This is a genomic window from Solibacillus sp. FSL W7-1464, assembly GCF_038004425.1.
Lineage (GTDB): Bacteria > Bacillota > Bacilli > Bacillales_A > Planococcaceae > Solibacillus.
The window spans coordinates 3,187,561-3,202,902 of the sequence record NZ_JBBORC010000001.1; the positions used below are offsets into that span (position 1 = coordinate 3,187,561).

A 15,342-nucleotide genomic window follows, 5' to 3' on the forward strand; every position below is an offset into this window, starting at 1 on the left:
TTATTTATTAGAAGTTCTCGATTGCTTATTAGAAGATCCGGGCCACTTATTTGAACATCGGCGACTTATATTAGAAGATCCGCGTTTTATTAGAACTTTTCCGGGTTTATTAGAACAACGAGCTTATTTATTAGAAAATGCGCCCTTCATTTTCATCGGCCGCTTTCATTAGAACATCGCACCAACTTACTTGAAAACCGCCGCACACCGCCGCCCGCCCGCACTACAGTAAAAAAGCACCCCACCCGCAACGAGTGAGATGCCTTTCCCTAGAACTATACTTAAAACTTCCTGCCCGCGCCTCCGCCGAATGAGCCGCCGCCACCGAAGCCGCCAAAGCCGCCCGATGAACCGCCACCACCGCCGAAGCCGCCTCCGAATCCACCGAAACCGCCACTGCGGTATACTCGGCGTGCTGTGCGTCGGCGTCCGCCTGGGCCACCGCCACCGCCAAACTTCGATATGATAAAGTAAATAATAATGATGAATATAATGAAGCCGATTGAAATCCCATCCTCTTCATTTGACGCAACAGGCTGTACTAAATCCGCACCGCCTGCTTCACCACCCATTTCTTCATAAAAAACGGAGAAGATGCTGGCAAACGCATTTGTATAGTCACCATTTGCTAAATAAGGCATCATATACGTATCGATCATGCCGCCGAGCTTCCCATCCGGATAATCGCCTTCCAGACCGCCGCCGACCGTAATCCACACATCATTCTGGCCTGGCCCTTGCTCGGTTGTCGCAAAAATAAGCATACCGTTATCGAGCGCTTCATCACCGATTCCCCAACTGCGAATCGTTTCCGTACCGAATTCAAATGCATCCATTCCATCGATCGTATCTATCGTCATCATGACAATGACATTTCCCGTTGAACCTTCGAGCGCTTTTGCCGACTGGATCAGGTTCTGTTCCACATCATCGGACAGGACGTTCGCATAATCATACACGTAAGAATTATAGGCCGGTTTTTCCGGTATAGCTGCCATCGCTTGGAGTGGTACGATCATTAACCATAAAAGAAGCGATACCATTAATCTCACATACAGTCCCCCCTTTTTCGAAGCTTCGGTCATTGCCGACAAGCTTCATTATTCCCATCATTAATCGCCAAAATCGACTGCCGGTGCTTCTTCCACACCTTCCTTAATTTCGAAGTAGTCTTTTTGATCAAAGCTGAACATACCGGCGATTAAGTTTCCCGGGAAGCGGCGAACATCATTATTAAACTGCTGAACCGTGTCATTGTAATCTTTACGCGCTACCGTCAAGCGATTTTCCGTCCCTGCCAGTTCATCCATTAACCGTGTAAATTGTGCATCCGCTTTTAAATTCGGATAGTTTTCAATAACAACGAGTAAACGGGATAATGCAGAAGACAGCTCATTATTTGCGTCCGCCGTTTCTTCTACTGTATTGGCACTCCCGTATTGTGTACGGGCATCTGCAATCTGTGTGAAAATTTCTTCCTCATGTTCGGCATAACCTTTGACCGTATTTACTAAGTTCGGCACTAGGTCAAATCGACGCTGCAGCTGGTTTTCGACTTGTGCCCATGCTGCATCCACCGTTTCTTCACCTGTTACAAGTTTGTTGTATTTCGGCACGACAAGCATGGCCGCAATGACGATCAATGCAACAATTGCAATAAGGGCGACTAATACCGCACTCCCTCGTTCATTTTTTTTAAACATTTGCCCCATCCTCTCTTTTTTAAAAATGCGTATAAAATTACTGTTCGTTTCCACAATAAGAACGTACGAAATATCTTACTATGGAGGTTACTAATTCATGTTTACCCAATCATCCCAATCTCAAGACAATCAAATGCCTTTTTCAACAAATCATGGTGCCCATGAAATACTGGATGTTCATGAAGTACTAAGCGCGATGATCGGCGGATTAAACCAATTCGTCCTTCTTCGCGAACAAGTTCAAGATAGCGAGCTTTTATCTATTTTGGATCGTCAGTACGCTTTTATGCTTGATGAGTACAATATTACAATGGAAGCCTTTAAAACAGGTCATGATCCAAAACATCCTACACGCAGCTACAATATGAACATGGGGAACGATACGATATACGGCATCAAACCTGGGGAGCCGAAAAAACCGATTACTTCAGCAAGTGAAATTAATGATGCGATTATTTCAGGCTTCTTGTTAAGCTGCCACAAAATGGGTGCTTCAGGGAAAACAGTTGCTGCTTTAGAAAGCACAAACCCTGTTGTTCGTCGTGTGCTGCAAGATTCAGTACCAAACTGCATCGAAATGGCCTATGAACTTTCACTGTATCAAAACAAAAAAGGCTATTACCAAGTACCGCAACTTTCACCACAGGATATGAGCACAATGCTCAATATGTACGGCCAGGCAGAACAAGCAAAAAATATGCCTAACTAGTATGCCCAATAAGCTATACGAACAAATCATTATTTAGTTTCATTTTTAAACAATTTACCCATTATTTACAATAAATATTTCACCGAGAAGTACAAACAATAGGAACGGTGCTCGTTTCACCCACTACGATGAAGGAGGGGCTTTTATGAAAAATATTCGTGAAGGTTTAATTCCGACTGTACTTGGATCAGCTGTCACTGCGACGGGGTATGCGATGAAACAAAAAATCGGTACGAACAAGATGATTGCCAATACCATTTTTGGTTTCGGCCTTGCCCATATTGTATTAGGGGCAATTGACCTTGTAGAACATCGTAAGTAACTAGGAAAAGCTGATGTAAAGAAATCCGCTTTCCCACAAAGAAACGCCCAACTTTCTAATGTGTATAGAAAGTTGGGCGTTCTTTATTTGGTCTTCCCCCTTTACTTTTTTAGCGGTGTTTTCATGCCATGCTTATCGCAAATTCCACCGATAAGCGCTAATCCATGTTATATCCACACTCCTCGCAAAATTTTTTCGGTTCATCGTACACTTCATTACAGTTGGCGCAATTGTATATATAGGACGCCGTAATTTCGTCAATCGTTTGCTTCGCTTTCGAATCGGGCGTTATTTCCTCCTCTTCGACACCCGCTAATTTACTGAGTTCATTCAATTCTTCAATATCTTTTTCCAGCTGCGCAATCGTGTTTTCTTTCGCCTCAATTTGCGCGAGCTGATAATTCACCATGCTGACTGAAAACAGGCTGTTGCGGTTCAAATTGACGATTTCCCCGATCTGCTGTTTCAGCACTCTGATCTCTTCTTCAATTCCGTTGATCTGTTTTCGCAGTTTGGACCGGTCGACCGCAAAAGACGTTTTGCTGCTAAGCGTTGTCACCTTCTTGTTGACTTTCTTCCTCCATTTCTGAAATGTGCCTTTCCCTTCACCCATAAAAACCCTCCACTTCGATCAGAAATTTTTCTGGATTCAACTGGTGCATCCACTTGTTCTGTTTCACAATATGTGTTTCCATGTCGAAATATGCCTTTGTTTAAAATTTTCCCGTGCAATTTATTAATATAAAAAAAGGCACATCCCGTAAGGAAATGCGCCTGCCGCTCTAAATTTTCAACTGCTCAATTGTTCCAGCAGTTTACTGGAGAAATATTTTCTTGTGTCGGCCATTTTAATATGCAGTAAACGCTCCTCATGGGTTGCTGGATTGATAAACGTCACGAAAGCTCCTTCCAGATTCTCATCGATCGTTTTAATAATATAGTTTTCAGCAAGCAGTTCATCAATTTGCTGAATTTCTTTTTCTACAAACTGAAATTCTGACATGTTCGCACCTCGTTTACATTTAATCTGCGGAAGCTGTTTGCTGAATACCAATTGGTTCTGGAACAGCGTCAATTTCCCAGCTGCGTCCCGCTGTAATGCCTAAATATTCATCATCGCTCGGATTCACGATTTCAGCTTGCGGATACTTCTTGAACCACCAGTATTTCGCCAGCACATAATAGATTGCCGCCCCTACAAAGAAGCCAACAAGTGAAGAAAATGATGGCCAAATATTCGCGATCAGACCGCCAATCACCCAAGCGATAATACCCGCTACATTGACACCTTTCAAATAGCGGTATTGCCCTTCCGCCTCATAAAGCTCCGTGACATTTACACGGCGTTTTCGAAGCAAGTAATAGTCAGCGAATAATATACCGACAATCGAAGAAAGGATACCCCCTACAACAAGAAGTACGCTATTTAAAACATCAAACAAGCTCCAAGGTTGAACAACCGTCCCGACAATACCGGCAACGACTACACCCACCCAGAACGGTACTTTCGCTCCGCCGATATTCGAGAAAATCGTCGCGGCCGGAATAACGTTCGCGGAAGTATTTGTCGACCATTGTGCCAGTACGATCATCGATAACAGCATCACGAGGACAAAACCGCCCGCCGCTTGCTGTAGTGCGTTGATCGGGTCACCTGAACCAGTCGACATATAACAAACCGCACCGATGACGATCATCAGTGTATTGAAGATTGGCTGAACTACTAATGAACCAAGTAATTGCGTTTTATTTCGTTTAAACCAGTTACGCTCATTTTTCGGCGCCTTAAAGTGACGGGAAAGCGTCGGCATATCTGCAGCCAATGTCGCCCAGAAGCCCATGATTGCAGTCGCGACTACCATGAATGCCGTAAACTGTTCAAATCCTGTTTGCGGTGCTTCCACCCATGACCATACCGCTTTGCCCTGCTCTTTTGCTTCAGCAGATAATTGCAGATACATCCAAATCGAAATAAAGATAATGACCGGTGCAGCGAAATCCGCGAAACGTTCAATTGATTTAATCCCCAGTGATACATTGAACAACTGCAACGTCGCAAATACTAGGAAACAGATAAACCAGTTATCAAAGCCGACAAGAATGTTCAGAATACCGTTGATCGCCAATGCCCCGAAATACGTGTTGATCCCGAACCAGCACGAAGCTGTAAATGCACGGGCAAATGACGGGAAATGCGTACCGATTGTTCCGAATGGGGCACGCATATAAACAGGAAACGATAATCCGTGTTCAACACCGATATCCCCGATGACGACCATGAAGATCCCGATCAGAATCGAGCCCACCAATGTCGCAAGGATAAGCATTGGCATACTTAGATTGACAATTCCTCCTGCACCGATCGCAAATGCCGCAAGTACGATGGCCATCCCAACCCAGATGACACCAAAGCCCATCATACTGATACTGCGGTTTTCGTGTGTGACAGGAAGTAAATCCGGTGATTTCAAATAGTTATTACTTTTGTCTTTTCTGTCTGACATCGCTACACCTCTCTTTATTCAATTTTTTGGTTTACAGAGGAAGTATGTCAGTCACCCGCTGCCGCTTGATGCGACGCGGTTAGGCTGACATACTTCCTTTTAAAAACTTGTGCCAATTACCTCGCAACACCTGAACTGCTCGGAGCAAATCCTGCAATTAGTTTCTGTCTTTCGTTCCACGTCATCGGCGGTTGTGTCGGAACAAGTTCCTTCATCGTAATCGCACCTTCTGCCGGACAGACGATTGAACATAAGTTACAGCCTACGCAGTCTTCCTCGCGCACTTTCAGCATTGGACGGCCATCTTCTGTATACAGATCGATACATTGATGGGACGTATCTTCACAGGCAATATGGCATTTATTACAGTTGATGCAAACATCGTTATTGATCTCTGCAACAACTTTATAATTTAAGTCTAAATCTCCCCAATCCGAATATTTCGGTACTGTTTTGCCGACTAAATCCATGACCGATTTCAAGCCTTTATCGTCTAAATAATTGCTTAATCCATCAATCATGTCTTCAACAATGCTGAAACCATGGTGCATTGCCGCTGTACAAACTTGCACACTAGTCGATCCCATCAGGATGAACTCAGCAGCGTCCTGCCAGTTCGAAATACCGCCAATTCCGGAAATCGGTAAATTGATATACGGACTTCTCGCACACTCGCCCACCATGTTCAGTGCAATTGGCTTCACGGCCGGTCCGCAATAACCTCCGTGTGCCCCTTTATTGCCAACATGCGGAATCGTGTTCCAGGAGTTCAGATCAACGCCTGCCAAACTGTTGATCGTGTTGATCATACTAATCGCATCCGCACCGCCGCGCACCGCTGCTTCCGCCGTTACAGTAATATCCGTAATGTTCGGTGTCAGTTTGACGATGACCGGCACTTCAGCATACTCTTTCGCCCAATATGTCTGCTTTTCCACCAGGTCAGGTACTTGACCCGAAGCGGCTCCCATACCACGTTCCGCCATACCATGCGGGCAGCCGAAGTTTAATTCGAAGCCATCTACCCCAACATCCTGGACTCTTTTTACGATTTCATGCCATTTCTCAGCTTTCGGCTCGACCATCAATGAAGCGATGATCGTATGATCCGGGAAGCGTTTTTTCGTTTCATAAATCTCCTTTAGGTTCACTTCAAGCGGTCGGTCTGTAATGAGCTCAATATTGTTGAAACCCGCCACCTTCTGACCATTAAAACTAACTGCAGCAAAGCGAGAGGAAACGTTCAAAATAGGGTCGCCCAACGTTTTCCATACAGCGCCGCCCCAGCCCGCTTCAAATGCACGCTGCACTTGATAGCCGGAGTTTGTCGGTGGTGCCGATGCCAGCCAAAAAGGATTAGGTGACTTAATACCAGCAAAATCTATTCGTAAATCTGCCATTTCAATTCCCCCTATGCAATTTCTGAATTTGCGTTTAGTTCATAATGAATCGCGTAAGCCGAATCTTTGCCTTGCTGCGCCGCCGATACAACTGTCGCCTCACCGTACCCGTTGCCGTAAATCACATCACCGCAAGCGTAAATTTTCGGATTGGAAGTCTTCAGACTGTTGTGATCCACATCAATCACACCGCGAGTATTTGCCAAACCTAAATGCTCGATCAGCTCATACTGCTTCGTTTGGCCGATCGCCCGAATCACCGCATCTGCCTCAATCACAAACTCAGAACCAGGAATTTCCGTTAACGTCCCTTTTCCACCTTCGATATCCGTCAGCTTCATTTTGATGCATTCCATTCCGATTACTTTACCGTTTTCATCGCCAATGATGCGCTTCGGTAATGTCAGCCATCTGAATTCAACACCGTCCTGCTTCGCAAAATCAAATTCAAAATCATATGCCGTCATTTCATTCGATGTACGACGGTAAACGATTTGTACTTGCTCAGCACCAAGTCTTACAGAACATGTCGCTGCATCAATCGCTGTATTGCCGGCACCGATAACGAGTACTTTTTTGCCCAGTACGCGGTCAGTGAATGAAGATTTCGATTCCTTTACGAAATCAATTGCATCATACACACCGTCCAGGTTTTCGCCTTCAATGCCAAGCATCGGTACTTTGCCCATACCTACTGCTACAATGATGCGGTCATAGTTTTCAAGCAGCTCATCGACTAATACATCTTCACCGATCTTCGTGCTTGTTCTAATTTCAACGCCTAGGTTTTGCACTTGCTTCACTTCCCATTCCACCACATCTTGCGGCAGACGGAATGAAACGATGCCGTAGTAATTCAGGCCGCCCGCTTTTTCATCTGCTTCGAAAATCGTCACACCGTAACCAAGCAATGCCAGTTCACGTGCAGCAGATAACCCTGCCGGACCGCTTCCGATAATCGCGACTTTTTTGCCGTTTACCGGTTTTGGTGTAAACAGATTCACATTCGACTCACGCAGCCAATCTGTTGCGTAGCGCTGAAGATGACCAATTTGAATCGGCTTTTCCTCACTGTTCAACACACAAGCCCCCTCACAAAGCTCGATTGTTGGACAGACGCGCGCACAGCTTGCGCCTACCGGATTGGATTCCATAATGACACGGGCAGAACCCTTCATATTATTCGAAGCAATTTTCTTTATAAAGCTCGGAATATTAATGCTTGTTGGACACGCCTTTACACATGGCGGATCATAGCAATACAAACAACGATTCGCTTCAACAGTTGCCGCGTATGTTGTTAAACCATCAAATATCTCTTCAAAGTTCTTCGCTAAACTATTGCTCATTTCATAACAACCCTCTCCAGTTTGATTTGTTATTACTTTTAGCTGTTGATATCTTCAACCAGCAAATGCCCTAACCACCTGCTGAATGAAGATAAGCCCCGGCAGATGTCACAGATTTATTGATGGAATGGATGCCAGCCTAATGTGTCGCGTCGTGCAACAAAGGCTGGCTGACCCACGAATCCGGACGCAATTACATAGCGTAATTGACCTTGTTATGAAGTTACTTTAGTGGAACCTTTTACTTCACGACGGATATACTTGCCGCTTCCAAGCTGTCCGACGAATTTTTTATCTTGAATGACATACTCACCGCGCACTAGCACACTTGTCGGTTCACCCGTCACTTCCAGCCCTTCAAATGCGTTGTAGTCCACATTCATATGATGTGTTTCCACAGAAATCGTACGTTTTACAGTCGGATCGAATAATACGATATCCGCATCTGAACCGACCGCGATTGTTCCTTTTTTAGGGAATAGCCCAAAAATCTTCGCAGACTGCGTTGAAATCATATCGACAAACTCGTTTTCCGTAATACGGCCTTTCGCAACACCTTCTGAATACAGTACAGAGAAACGGTCTTCGATAAACGGTCCGCCGTTCGGGATTTTCGAGAAGTCGTTCTTCCCTAACGTTTTCTTGCCGTTGAAGCTGAACGAACATTGGTCCGAACCAATCGTTTGCAGCTGCTTCGCCTTCAATGCATTCCACAATACTTCCTGATGCTCTACAGGACGTAACGGCGGAGACCATACATATTTCGCACCTTCAAAGTTCGGCTTTTCCAATGCCGTCTGGTCAAGCACTAAATACGGCGGACAAGTCTCGCCTAATACGTTGTAGCCTTTGTTACGTGCCGAGATGATTTCATCTACCGCTTCTTTACACGTTACATGCACAACATATAATTGCGCTCCAGCCAAGTTCGCCAGCTCAATCGCACGCTTCGTCGCTTCCCCTTCTACTTCAGGCGGACGAGTAAGCGCATGATAAATCGGCTCTGTCTGACCATTTGCCTTCGCTTCTTCTACTAGCTCATCGATAACCGATCCGTTCTCACAATGGACCATAACCGTTGCCCCAAGCTTCTTCCCGACTTTAAACGCCTGGAATAGCGTACGATCCGTCGCCTGGAATTCCTTCGCATATGCAAGGAACACTTTGATCGAGCTGATCCCGCCCCGTTCCAACGCTTCCGGTAATTCCTGCAGGCGCTGCTCATTCAAATCACCGATCATTAAGTGGAAGCCATAGTCGATTACGGCTTTATCTTTTGCTTTACCATGCCATGTATCGATCGCATCCATCAGTGTTGGGGAGCCCGCACTAATACAGAAATCGATGATTGTCGTTGTTCCTCCGTATGCCGCAGCAATTGTTCCAGATTGCCAGTCATCATCTGTTACCGTGTTGTTGAACGGCATATCGAGATGGGTATGAGGGTCAATACCACCCGGGAATAAAAGCTTTCCTGTTGCATCAATAATTTCCGCTTCCGCATCATCTATTTTTGCTGCAATTTGAGTGATGATCCCATCCTCAATCAGCACATCCCCTTTAAACGTATCCGCAGCAGTAACAATTGTTCCCCCAGTAATAATCTTTTTCATATGAACCCTCCTAGTTTTCTAGTAATTTCTGTTGAAAAAATGAAAAACCAAAGTGCATCTAGTATTTGAGAATATTTACTAGTTTTTAAGCATATAATTTAATATATAGTATTATATGTAACAATTAGTAACATAATATCTAATTCACGAAAAAAATTTAAATAAATATTTTCCGCTAATAAATCCTTTGAGAATCCTTCATATACATAACTTTACTGAATATTTCGACTAAAATTAATATACAAAAGGTAATTTTTTCCGGAAACTTTTTAGACAAAAGGTTAAAAGTTGTAAGGAAATATACTATAATTATGTAAGTTTTTCTAACATAATGTATTGTTTTTGTCGGGTTTCTATTAGGAGTGCGGTTCTTTCGGAAGTTTTCTAAAATATTGGGAGGATGTTCTAATATATTTTTATTTGTTCTAATAAAAGTCGGATTTTCTAATATATCGTTCTATTGTTCTAATATGTGTACGCAATGTTCTAATATCCACTCGTGATCTTCAAATATCTACCCCGTTTCTTCTAATATCCGCAGGCAATGTTCTAATAAAACTATAAACTTGCCTACTCCCAAGCCTAAAACTGCGTCCGCCACCACGATTACCGCCCAATCTTCTAATAAACCCCCTAACTGTTCTAATAACCGGGCTACTTCTTCTAATATCCATAACAAATGTTCTAATAAAATATAAATTTGCCTCTACCCGAGCCTAAATCAGTATCTGCAAATCCCATTACCGCCCAATCTTCTAATAAACACCCCAACTTTTCTAATAACCGGTCCTCTTCTTTTAATAACCGCCACCAATATTCCAATAAAACCACCTTCCCGCTATCCGACAACCTGCACTTCTAATAAACTCCCTTTTTCTAATAACCGCCCTCCCGCGTCCGCCGACCTCTCGTTCCAATAAATACAAAAAACAGCCTAACCCCACATCCGGATTCAGGCTGTTTCTGCATGTATTTTAGTTATTGCTAGGGAAAGCGAAAGTCGATGCTGTCGTTTCTGTTGTGTCTGGCCAGCGTTCCGATACTGTTTTCGTCTTCGTAAAGAATCGGGCCTGATCCGGACCAAACATATGCCCTTCACCAAAGCGCGAACCTTTGAAGCCGGCAAAATTGTGATAGCCGACTGGGATTGGAATCGGCACATTGACGCCGACCATACCGACATCAATCTCCGTCGTAAACTTGCGCGCTGCCGCACCATCGTTCGTGAAGATCGTTACCCCATTTGCCAGATCCTGACCGTTAATGAAATCGATCGCTTCTGCAAGCGAGTTTACGCGCACGACATTACGAGCCGGACCGAAAACTTCCTCATCGAAAATTTCCATCTCCTTCGTAATATTGTCCAGCAATGTCGGACCGACGAAGAAGCCTTCCGAGTTTTTCACGATATCCAGTTCACGGCCGTCCACTACAACCGTTGCACCTTGACGTTCTGCCAGATCGATTGCTTTCAAAATATTCTCTTTCGACTCTTTCGAAATGACCGGACCAAAATCCGTGCCTTCTTCTTTATAGCTGCCCACTTTTAAATTGCTGATTTTCTCTTTTAAAATCGCAACAAGTCGGTCAGCCGTCTCTTCACCAACCGGCATAATCGTCGAAATCGCCATGCAGCGTTGGGAAGCCGCGCCGTATGCTGCACCGATAAACGCGTTCGCCACTTGCTCTAAATCCGCATCCGGCATAACGACCATATTGTTTTTCCCGCCGCCTAGAGCCGTTACGCGCTTGCCGTATTTTGAACCCGTTTCGTAAATATATTTCGCAACAGGTGTCGAGCCGACAAATGAAATCGCCTGAACAGTCGGGTTTTCCAATAGCTCATTTACCGCGTCCTTACTGCCGTTTACTACTGTCCAAATTCCGTCCGGCAGTCCTGCTTTTTTCCACAGCTCACTGACAAACAGTGAAGTCATCGGCACCTTTTCAGATGCTTTTAAAATAACCGCATTCCCGACAGCGACCGCCATCGAAGTTTGCGCTAACGGCACCATGATCGGGAAGTTGAATGGCGAGATCGCCGCCACGACACCTAAAGGATACTTCGCAGAGTAGGCATTAATCTGACCACCTACATTGACCGAATATTCCCCTTTCACCAGATGAGGCGCACCGATTGCCAAGTCAACCGATTCCAGTGCACGAGTCACTTCACCGCGTGCATCCTCCAATGTTTTGCCGCTCTCCATACAAATAATATCCAACAGCTGATCCATATTTTCTGTCAGTAAAAATCGGAAACGCATCAATACTTCCGCACGCTTCGCAACAGATAAATCGCGCCATGCCGGGAAAGCCGCTTTTGCTGCTGCAATGGCTTCACGTGTTTCTTCAGCTGTCGCAATCGGAACTTCGGCAATTACTTCGCCTGTCGTCGGGTTATAAACTTTCGAGTAGTTGTTGCTCTTCCCTTCGACCAATTCCCCATTGATAAAATGTGTTAATTTTTTTACCGAAACTGCTTCTGTCATTATGAAGATCCCCCTTTATTTAATACTGTTCACTGCTTCAATCACTGTATTGGCAATCAGGTCTTTTTCCTCCAATGAAATTGAAAGCGGCGGTGACAGTGTTAATACGTTATTGAAGTTTGCTACCGTCACACCGTTTTTCCCGATAATGACGCCCTTTTTCTTACAGTAGGCAATCACTGCATTAACGCGCTCAACATCAAGCGGAGTTTTCGTTTCCTTATTTTCAACAAGCTCAATCCCGATCAGTAATCCTTTTCCGCGAATATCGCCCACGAAAGGATGTTCCTCCAGATTTTCTTTCAATGTGCGCTTGAGCGATTCTCCGAGGACAACGGATTGCTCGAATAAATTTTCGCGCTCCATAATTTCAATGTTTTTCAGTGCAACCGCACATGCGACCGGTGAACCGCCGAATGTATTAATGTGACGGAAAAATTCATATTCCCCGTTCGCCACAAACTGCTCATAAATTTCACGGCGGATGGCAGTTGCTGATAATGGCATGTAGGCACTTGTTAACCCTTTAGCCATCGTCACAATATCCGGTTTAATGCCGTAGTTCTGGAATCCGAATGCTGTACCCGTACGTCCGAAACCATTGATTACTTCGTCAACGATCAGCAGCGCACCATGTTTTTCGCACACTTCCTTTACGCCTTTCAAGTAATCCTCATTCGGCATGATGACACCGCCACCTGTAATGATCGGCTCCATAATCACAGCAGCGATCGTTTCGGACATTTCCCAAGTCATCACCTGGTCTATGTTCTTCACACTTGGCAATGTCGTTGCATCGCCGTTGACTGCTTCTTCCGGATTCCGGTACTGGTCAGGTGGTGCTACATGTAAAAAGCCGGGTGCTAGCGGCTCGTATTTATATTTGCGCTGCGCTTGGCCGGTTGCTGCCAATGCGCCCATTGAACTTCCATGATAAGCACGGTAGCGGGAAATGATTTTATAGCGGTTCGTATCACCTTTTTGCTGATGATATTGTCTTGCCACTTTAAACGCCACTTCATTTGCTTCCGATCCGCTGTTCGAATAGAAGACAACATATTCGTCACCAAGCAGCTCACTGATTTTCTGGCTCAGTAAAATGGCCGGTGTATGCCCATTCGTTAACGGTGTATATGAATTTTTAAGCATTTGCTCGTAAGCTGTGTCGGCAATCTCCTTACGACCATAACCAATATTCGTACACCAAAGCCCTGCCATTGCATCCAAATATTTATTGCCATCGATGTCTGTCAGCCAAGCCCCTTCCGCTCGTTCAACGATAAATGTTGCTTCAGGGTTATAAGGTTTCATCGAATGCCATACATGTTTTTCGTCATTTGCTTTCCAGTTATACTCTACATATTGGCTCATGCATTTCCCTCCTACATTCCTAAACTCTATTTCTATTTTCGCTCATTGGAAGATTAAGGGCATTATACATAGTGTCAAATGGATGTTTGCATCGATTTCACATTTAGCAAAGAGTTGTTCTCACCGGGCAAGAGGTTGATTTCCTTTCCGGGTAGGACGCTTTCCGCGGGCACGGCGTGAGGCCAACACGATGTTGGTCACAAAAGCGTTGCCACAGGACGTGGCGCTCTTAGCTTTTGTTCCCAAGTCTCAGACGTCTCGCTATTCCCGCAGGAGTCGCCTCCCCTCCATTCCAATCAACCTGTTTCACATTTATTCGCGTCATCATCATTCACTACTCTAAACCTTCACACCCTCATAATAATTATGCTTCGTCATGAGCAGCATGATCTCAAGACAGAGACGGTTTTCGTACTTCATAAAATCATTGCCGATAATCTGCTCCACCTTTTCCAGGCGGTGATAAAGGGTTTGGCGGACGATGAACAGCTTTTCGGCCGTTTCCTTTTTTAGTCCGTTACACTGAAAAAACACATCGAGCGTTTGGATCAGATTCGCGTTGTGCTTGCTGTCATAATGGCTAAGCTTTTCGATTTTTTCCTTTGCTGCCTGCATGAGACTGTTGTTGTTTTGCAGAACTTTCACCATATGGTACAGCACAAGTTCATCATAAAAATACGAATGCTCCATATGCTTCATCCGGATCTGCAACGTTTCCTGCGCTGTTTGATAGCTTTCTTTCAATTCATTGTAATGCGAAACATACTTCCCGACCGCGATCAGCATGTCCTGTTTATTTTGCTGGATCACCTCATTCACCACGCGGTTCATCCGCTCTTTATATGTAGCTCCCTGCGCCAGGTCATTTACGATGAAAATCAAATATTGGGACTGCTCGACTATAAATGTGTAAAACCCTTCCTTCTGCAGTGCCTGACGAAGATTGATTTTATAGTTCGTTAAATCTTTTTTCGCATTTTTCCTTCTCAGCTGATGTATCATAACCATCCAGCCATTATGCTTCAGCTTCTGATCGATCTCTTCGATAAAATAAAGCAGCTCATCATCGCTGTTTTCACCTTCAAGCCACTTTTCGAAGAACTTTCGGTTTTCGCTTTCCAATTTTTCTTCAATATATAAATCTCTTAAAATAAACTGTGACAGTGTGACAACAGTGCGGTCCAAAATAAGCAAATCCAACTCAGTCATTTCTCTTTTTTCCGAGTATATATAGACCGTACCGTACAATTGATCAAATAAATTCACTTCAATCTTCGCTTTATGTTTGGCACCTAAACGATCGATATACTTTTTGCAATTTTCAATCTTTTTATCCGGGATTGCGAGACTCGTACCTTTTTTCACATCAAAATAAATATCCACGTTCAAATACTTTTGCATATACTGCAAAATCTTTACTTTGTCGTTCACCTTCAAAACATAATTGTTGATCTTCTGGGAATAATCTTCGAGCTGCCTTAAAATATCGTATTGCTGATGAATGATTGCTGTATGCAAATCTTGTGTAATGCCGACGAACGGGACAATCTCCTGAAAAACGATGAGCGGAAAATCCAGTTCATCCGCCAGACTGATCACACTTTCCGGAACCGTTTGAATGTACATACCCAGCTCTATACAAAGCCCGGCTACATGTAATTCGCTAAGCTGCTTTACAAAATTCAAAAAACCTTGTTCATTATCCTTTAAAGTGACGCCCGTTGTCAGAATGAGCTCATTACCCCTTATTAGCTGCTTCACATCGGTTACTTCCAATATATGAATCCATTTGATCGCATGATTTAACCCGGTTTGACCTGCGACGACCTTCGCTGATTCAAAGTATTTTCGATTTAGAACTTCTTTTACGGTTAACATA

The 15,342-nt window shown here is 44.3% G+C and carries 13 protein-coding genes; 2 read left to right on the forward strand and 11 right to left on the reverse strand.

Translation table 11 applies throughout. From position 1 onward, the window contains the following. Positions 1–281: 281 nt before the first annotated feature. A complete protein-coding gene (locus tag MKZ25_RS15890) occupies positions 282–1,043 on the reverse strand; it encodes a TPM domain-containing protein (RefSeq protein WP_340803030.1) in 762 nt (253 codons plus the stop codon). Positions 1,044–1,112: 69 nt separating this feature from the next. Beyond that, a complete protein-coding gene (locus MKZ25_RS15895) occupies positions 1,113–1,703 on the reverse strand; it encodes a LemA family protein (RefSeq protein ID WP_340802324.1) in 591 nt (196 codons plus the stop codon). 97 nt (positions 1,704–1,800) lie between these two features. Here MKZ25_RS15895 and MKZ25_RS15900 point away from each other — a divergent pair, with 97 nt between their 5' ends. Further along, entirely contained in the window at positions 1,801–2,412 is a 612-nt protein-coding gene (locus MKZ25_RS15900; protein WP_340802325.1) for a spore coat protein, read from the forward strand. Positions 2,413–2,557: 145 nt separating this feature from the next. Then, a complete protein-coding gene (locus MKZ25_RS15905; RefSeq protein ID WP_079524417.1) occupies positions 2,558–2,734 on the forward strand; it encodes an asparagine synthase in 177 nt (58 codons plus the stop codon). A gap of 157 nt (positions 2,735–2,891) precedes the next feature. Here the strand turns inward: MKZ25_RS15905 and MKZ25_RS15910 are convergent, their stop codons facing one another. From MKZ25_RS15910 to MKZ25_RS15950, 9 genes are all read right to left on the reverse strand, one after another. Beyond that, positions 2,892–3,347, reverse strand: coding sequence for a nucleotide-binding protein (locus tag MKZ25_RS15910; protein ID WP_340802326.1), 456 nt, complete (start codon positions 3,345–3,347; stop codon positions 2,892–2,894). Positions 3,348–3,524: 177 nt separating this feature from the next. Next, a complete protein-coding gene (locus MKZ25_RS15915) occupies positions 3,525–3,737 on the reverse strand; it encodes a hypothetical protein (protein ID WP_079524418.1) in 213 nt (70 codons plus the stop codon). Positions 3,738–3,756: 19 nt separating this feature from the next. Continuing rightward, positions 3,757–5,238 carry an NCS1 family transporter gene (locus MKZ25_RS15920; protein WP_340802327.1) on the reverse strand — a complete coding sequence of 494 codons (1,482 nt, stop codon included), beginning with the start codon at positions 5,236–5,238 and terminating at the stop codon, positions 3,757–3,759. Positions 5,239–5,354: 116 nt separating this feature from the next. Next, positions 5,355–6,638, reverse strand: coding sequence for an NAD-dependent dihydropyrimidine dehydrogenase subunit PreA (preA, locus tag MKZ25_RS15925; RefSeq protein WP_340716325.1), 1,284 nt, complete (start codon positions 6,636–6,638; stop codon positions 5,355–5,357). A gap of 11 nt (positions 6,639–6,649) precedes the next feature. Then, complete coding sequence (locus MKZ25_RS15930; RefSeq protein ID WP_340802329.1) at positions 6,650–7,987, reverse strand: NAD(P)-dependent oxidoreductase; 1,338 nt, start codon at positions 7,985–7,987, stop codon at positions 6,650–6,652. 215 nt (positions 7,988–8,202) lie between these two features. After that, positions 8,203–9,600 (reverse strand): dihydropyrimidinase, encoded by a 1,398-nt coding sequence (gene hydA, locus MKZ25_RS15935; protein ID WP_340802330.1) that lies wholly within the window; start codon positions 9,598–9,600, stop codon positions 8,203–8,205. Between the two features lie 974 nt (positions 9,601–10,574). Continuing rightward, entirely contained in the window at positions 10,575–12,092 is a 1,518-nt protein-coding gene (locus tag MKZ25_RS15940; RefSeq protein ID WP_340802332.1) for a CoA-acylating methylmalonate-semialdehyde dehydrogenase, read from the reverse strand. Between the two features lie 15 nt (positions 12,093–12,107). Continuing rightward, complete coding sequence (locus tag MKZ25_RS15945) at positions 12,108–13,463, reverse strand: aspartate aminotransferase family protein (protein ID WP_340802334.1); 1,356 nt, start codon at positions 13,461–13,463, stop codon at positions 12,108–12,110. Positions 13,464–13,802: 339 nt separating this feature from the next. After that, positions 13,803–15,341 carry a PucR family transcriptional regulator gene (locus tag MKZ25_RS15950; protein WP_340802336.1) on the reverse strand — a complete coding sequence of 513 codons (1,539 nt, stop codon included), beginning with the start codon at positions 15,339–15,341 and terminating at the stop codon, positions 13,803–13,805. Position 15,342 lies beyond the last annotated feature (1 nt).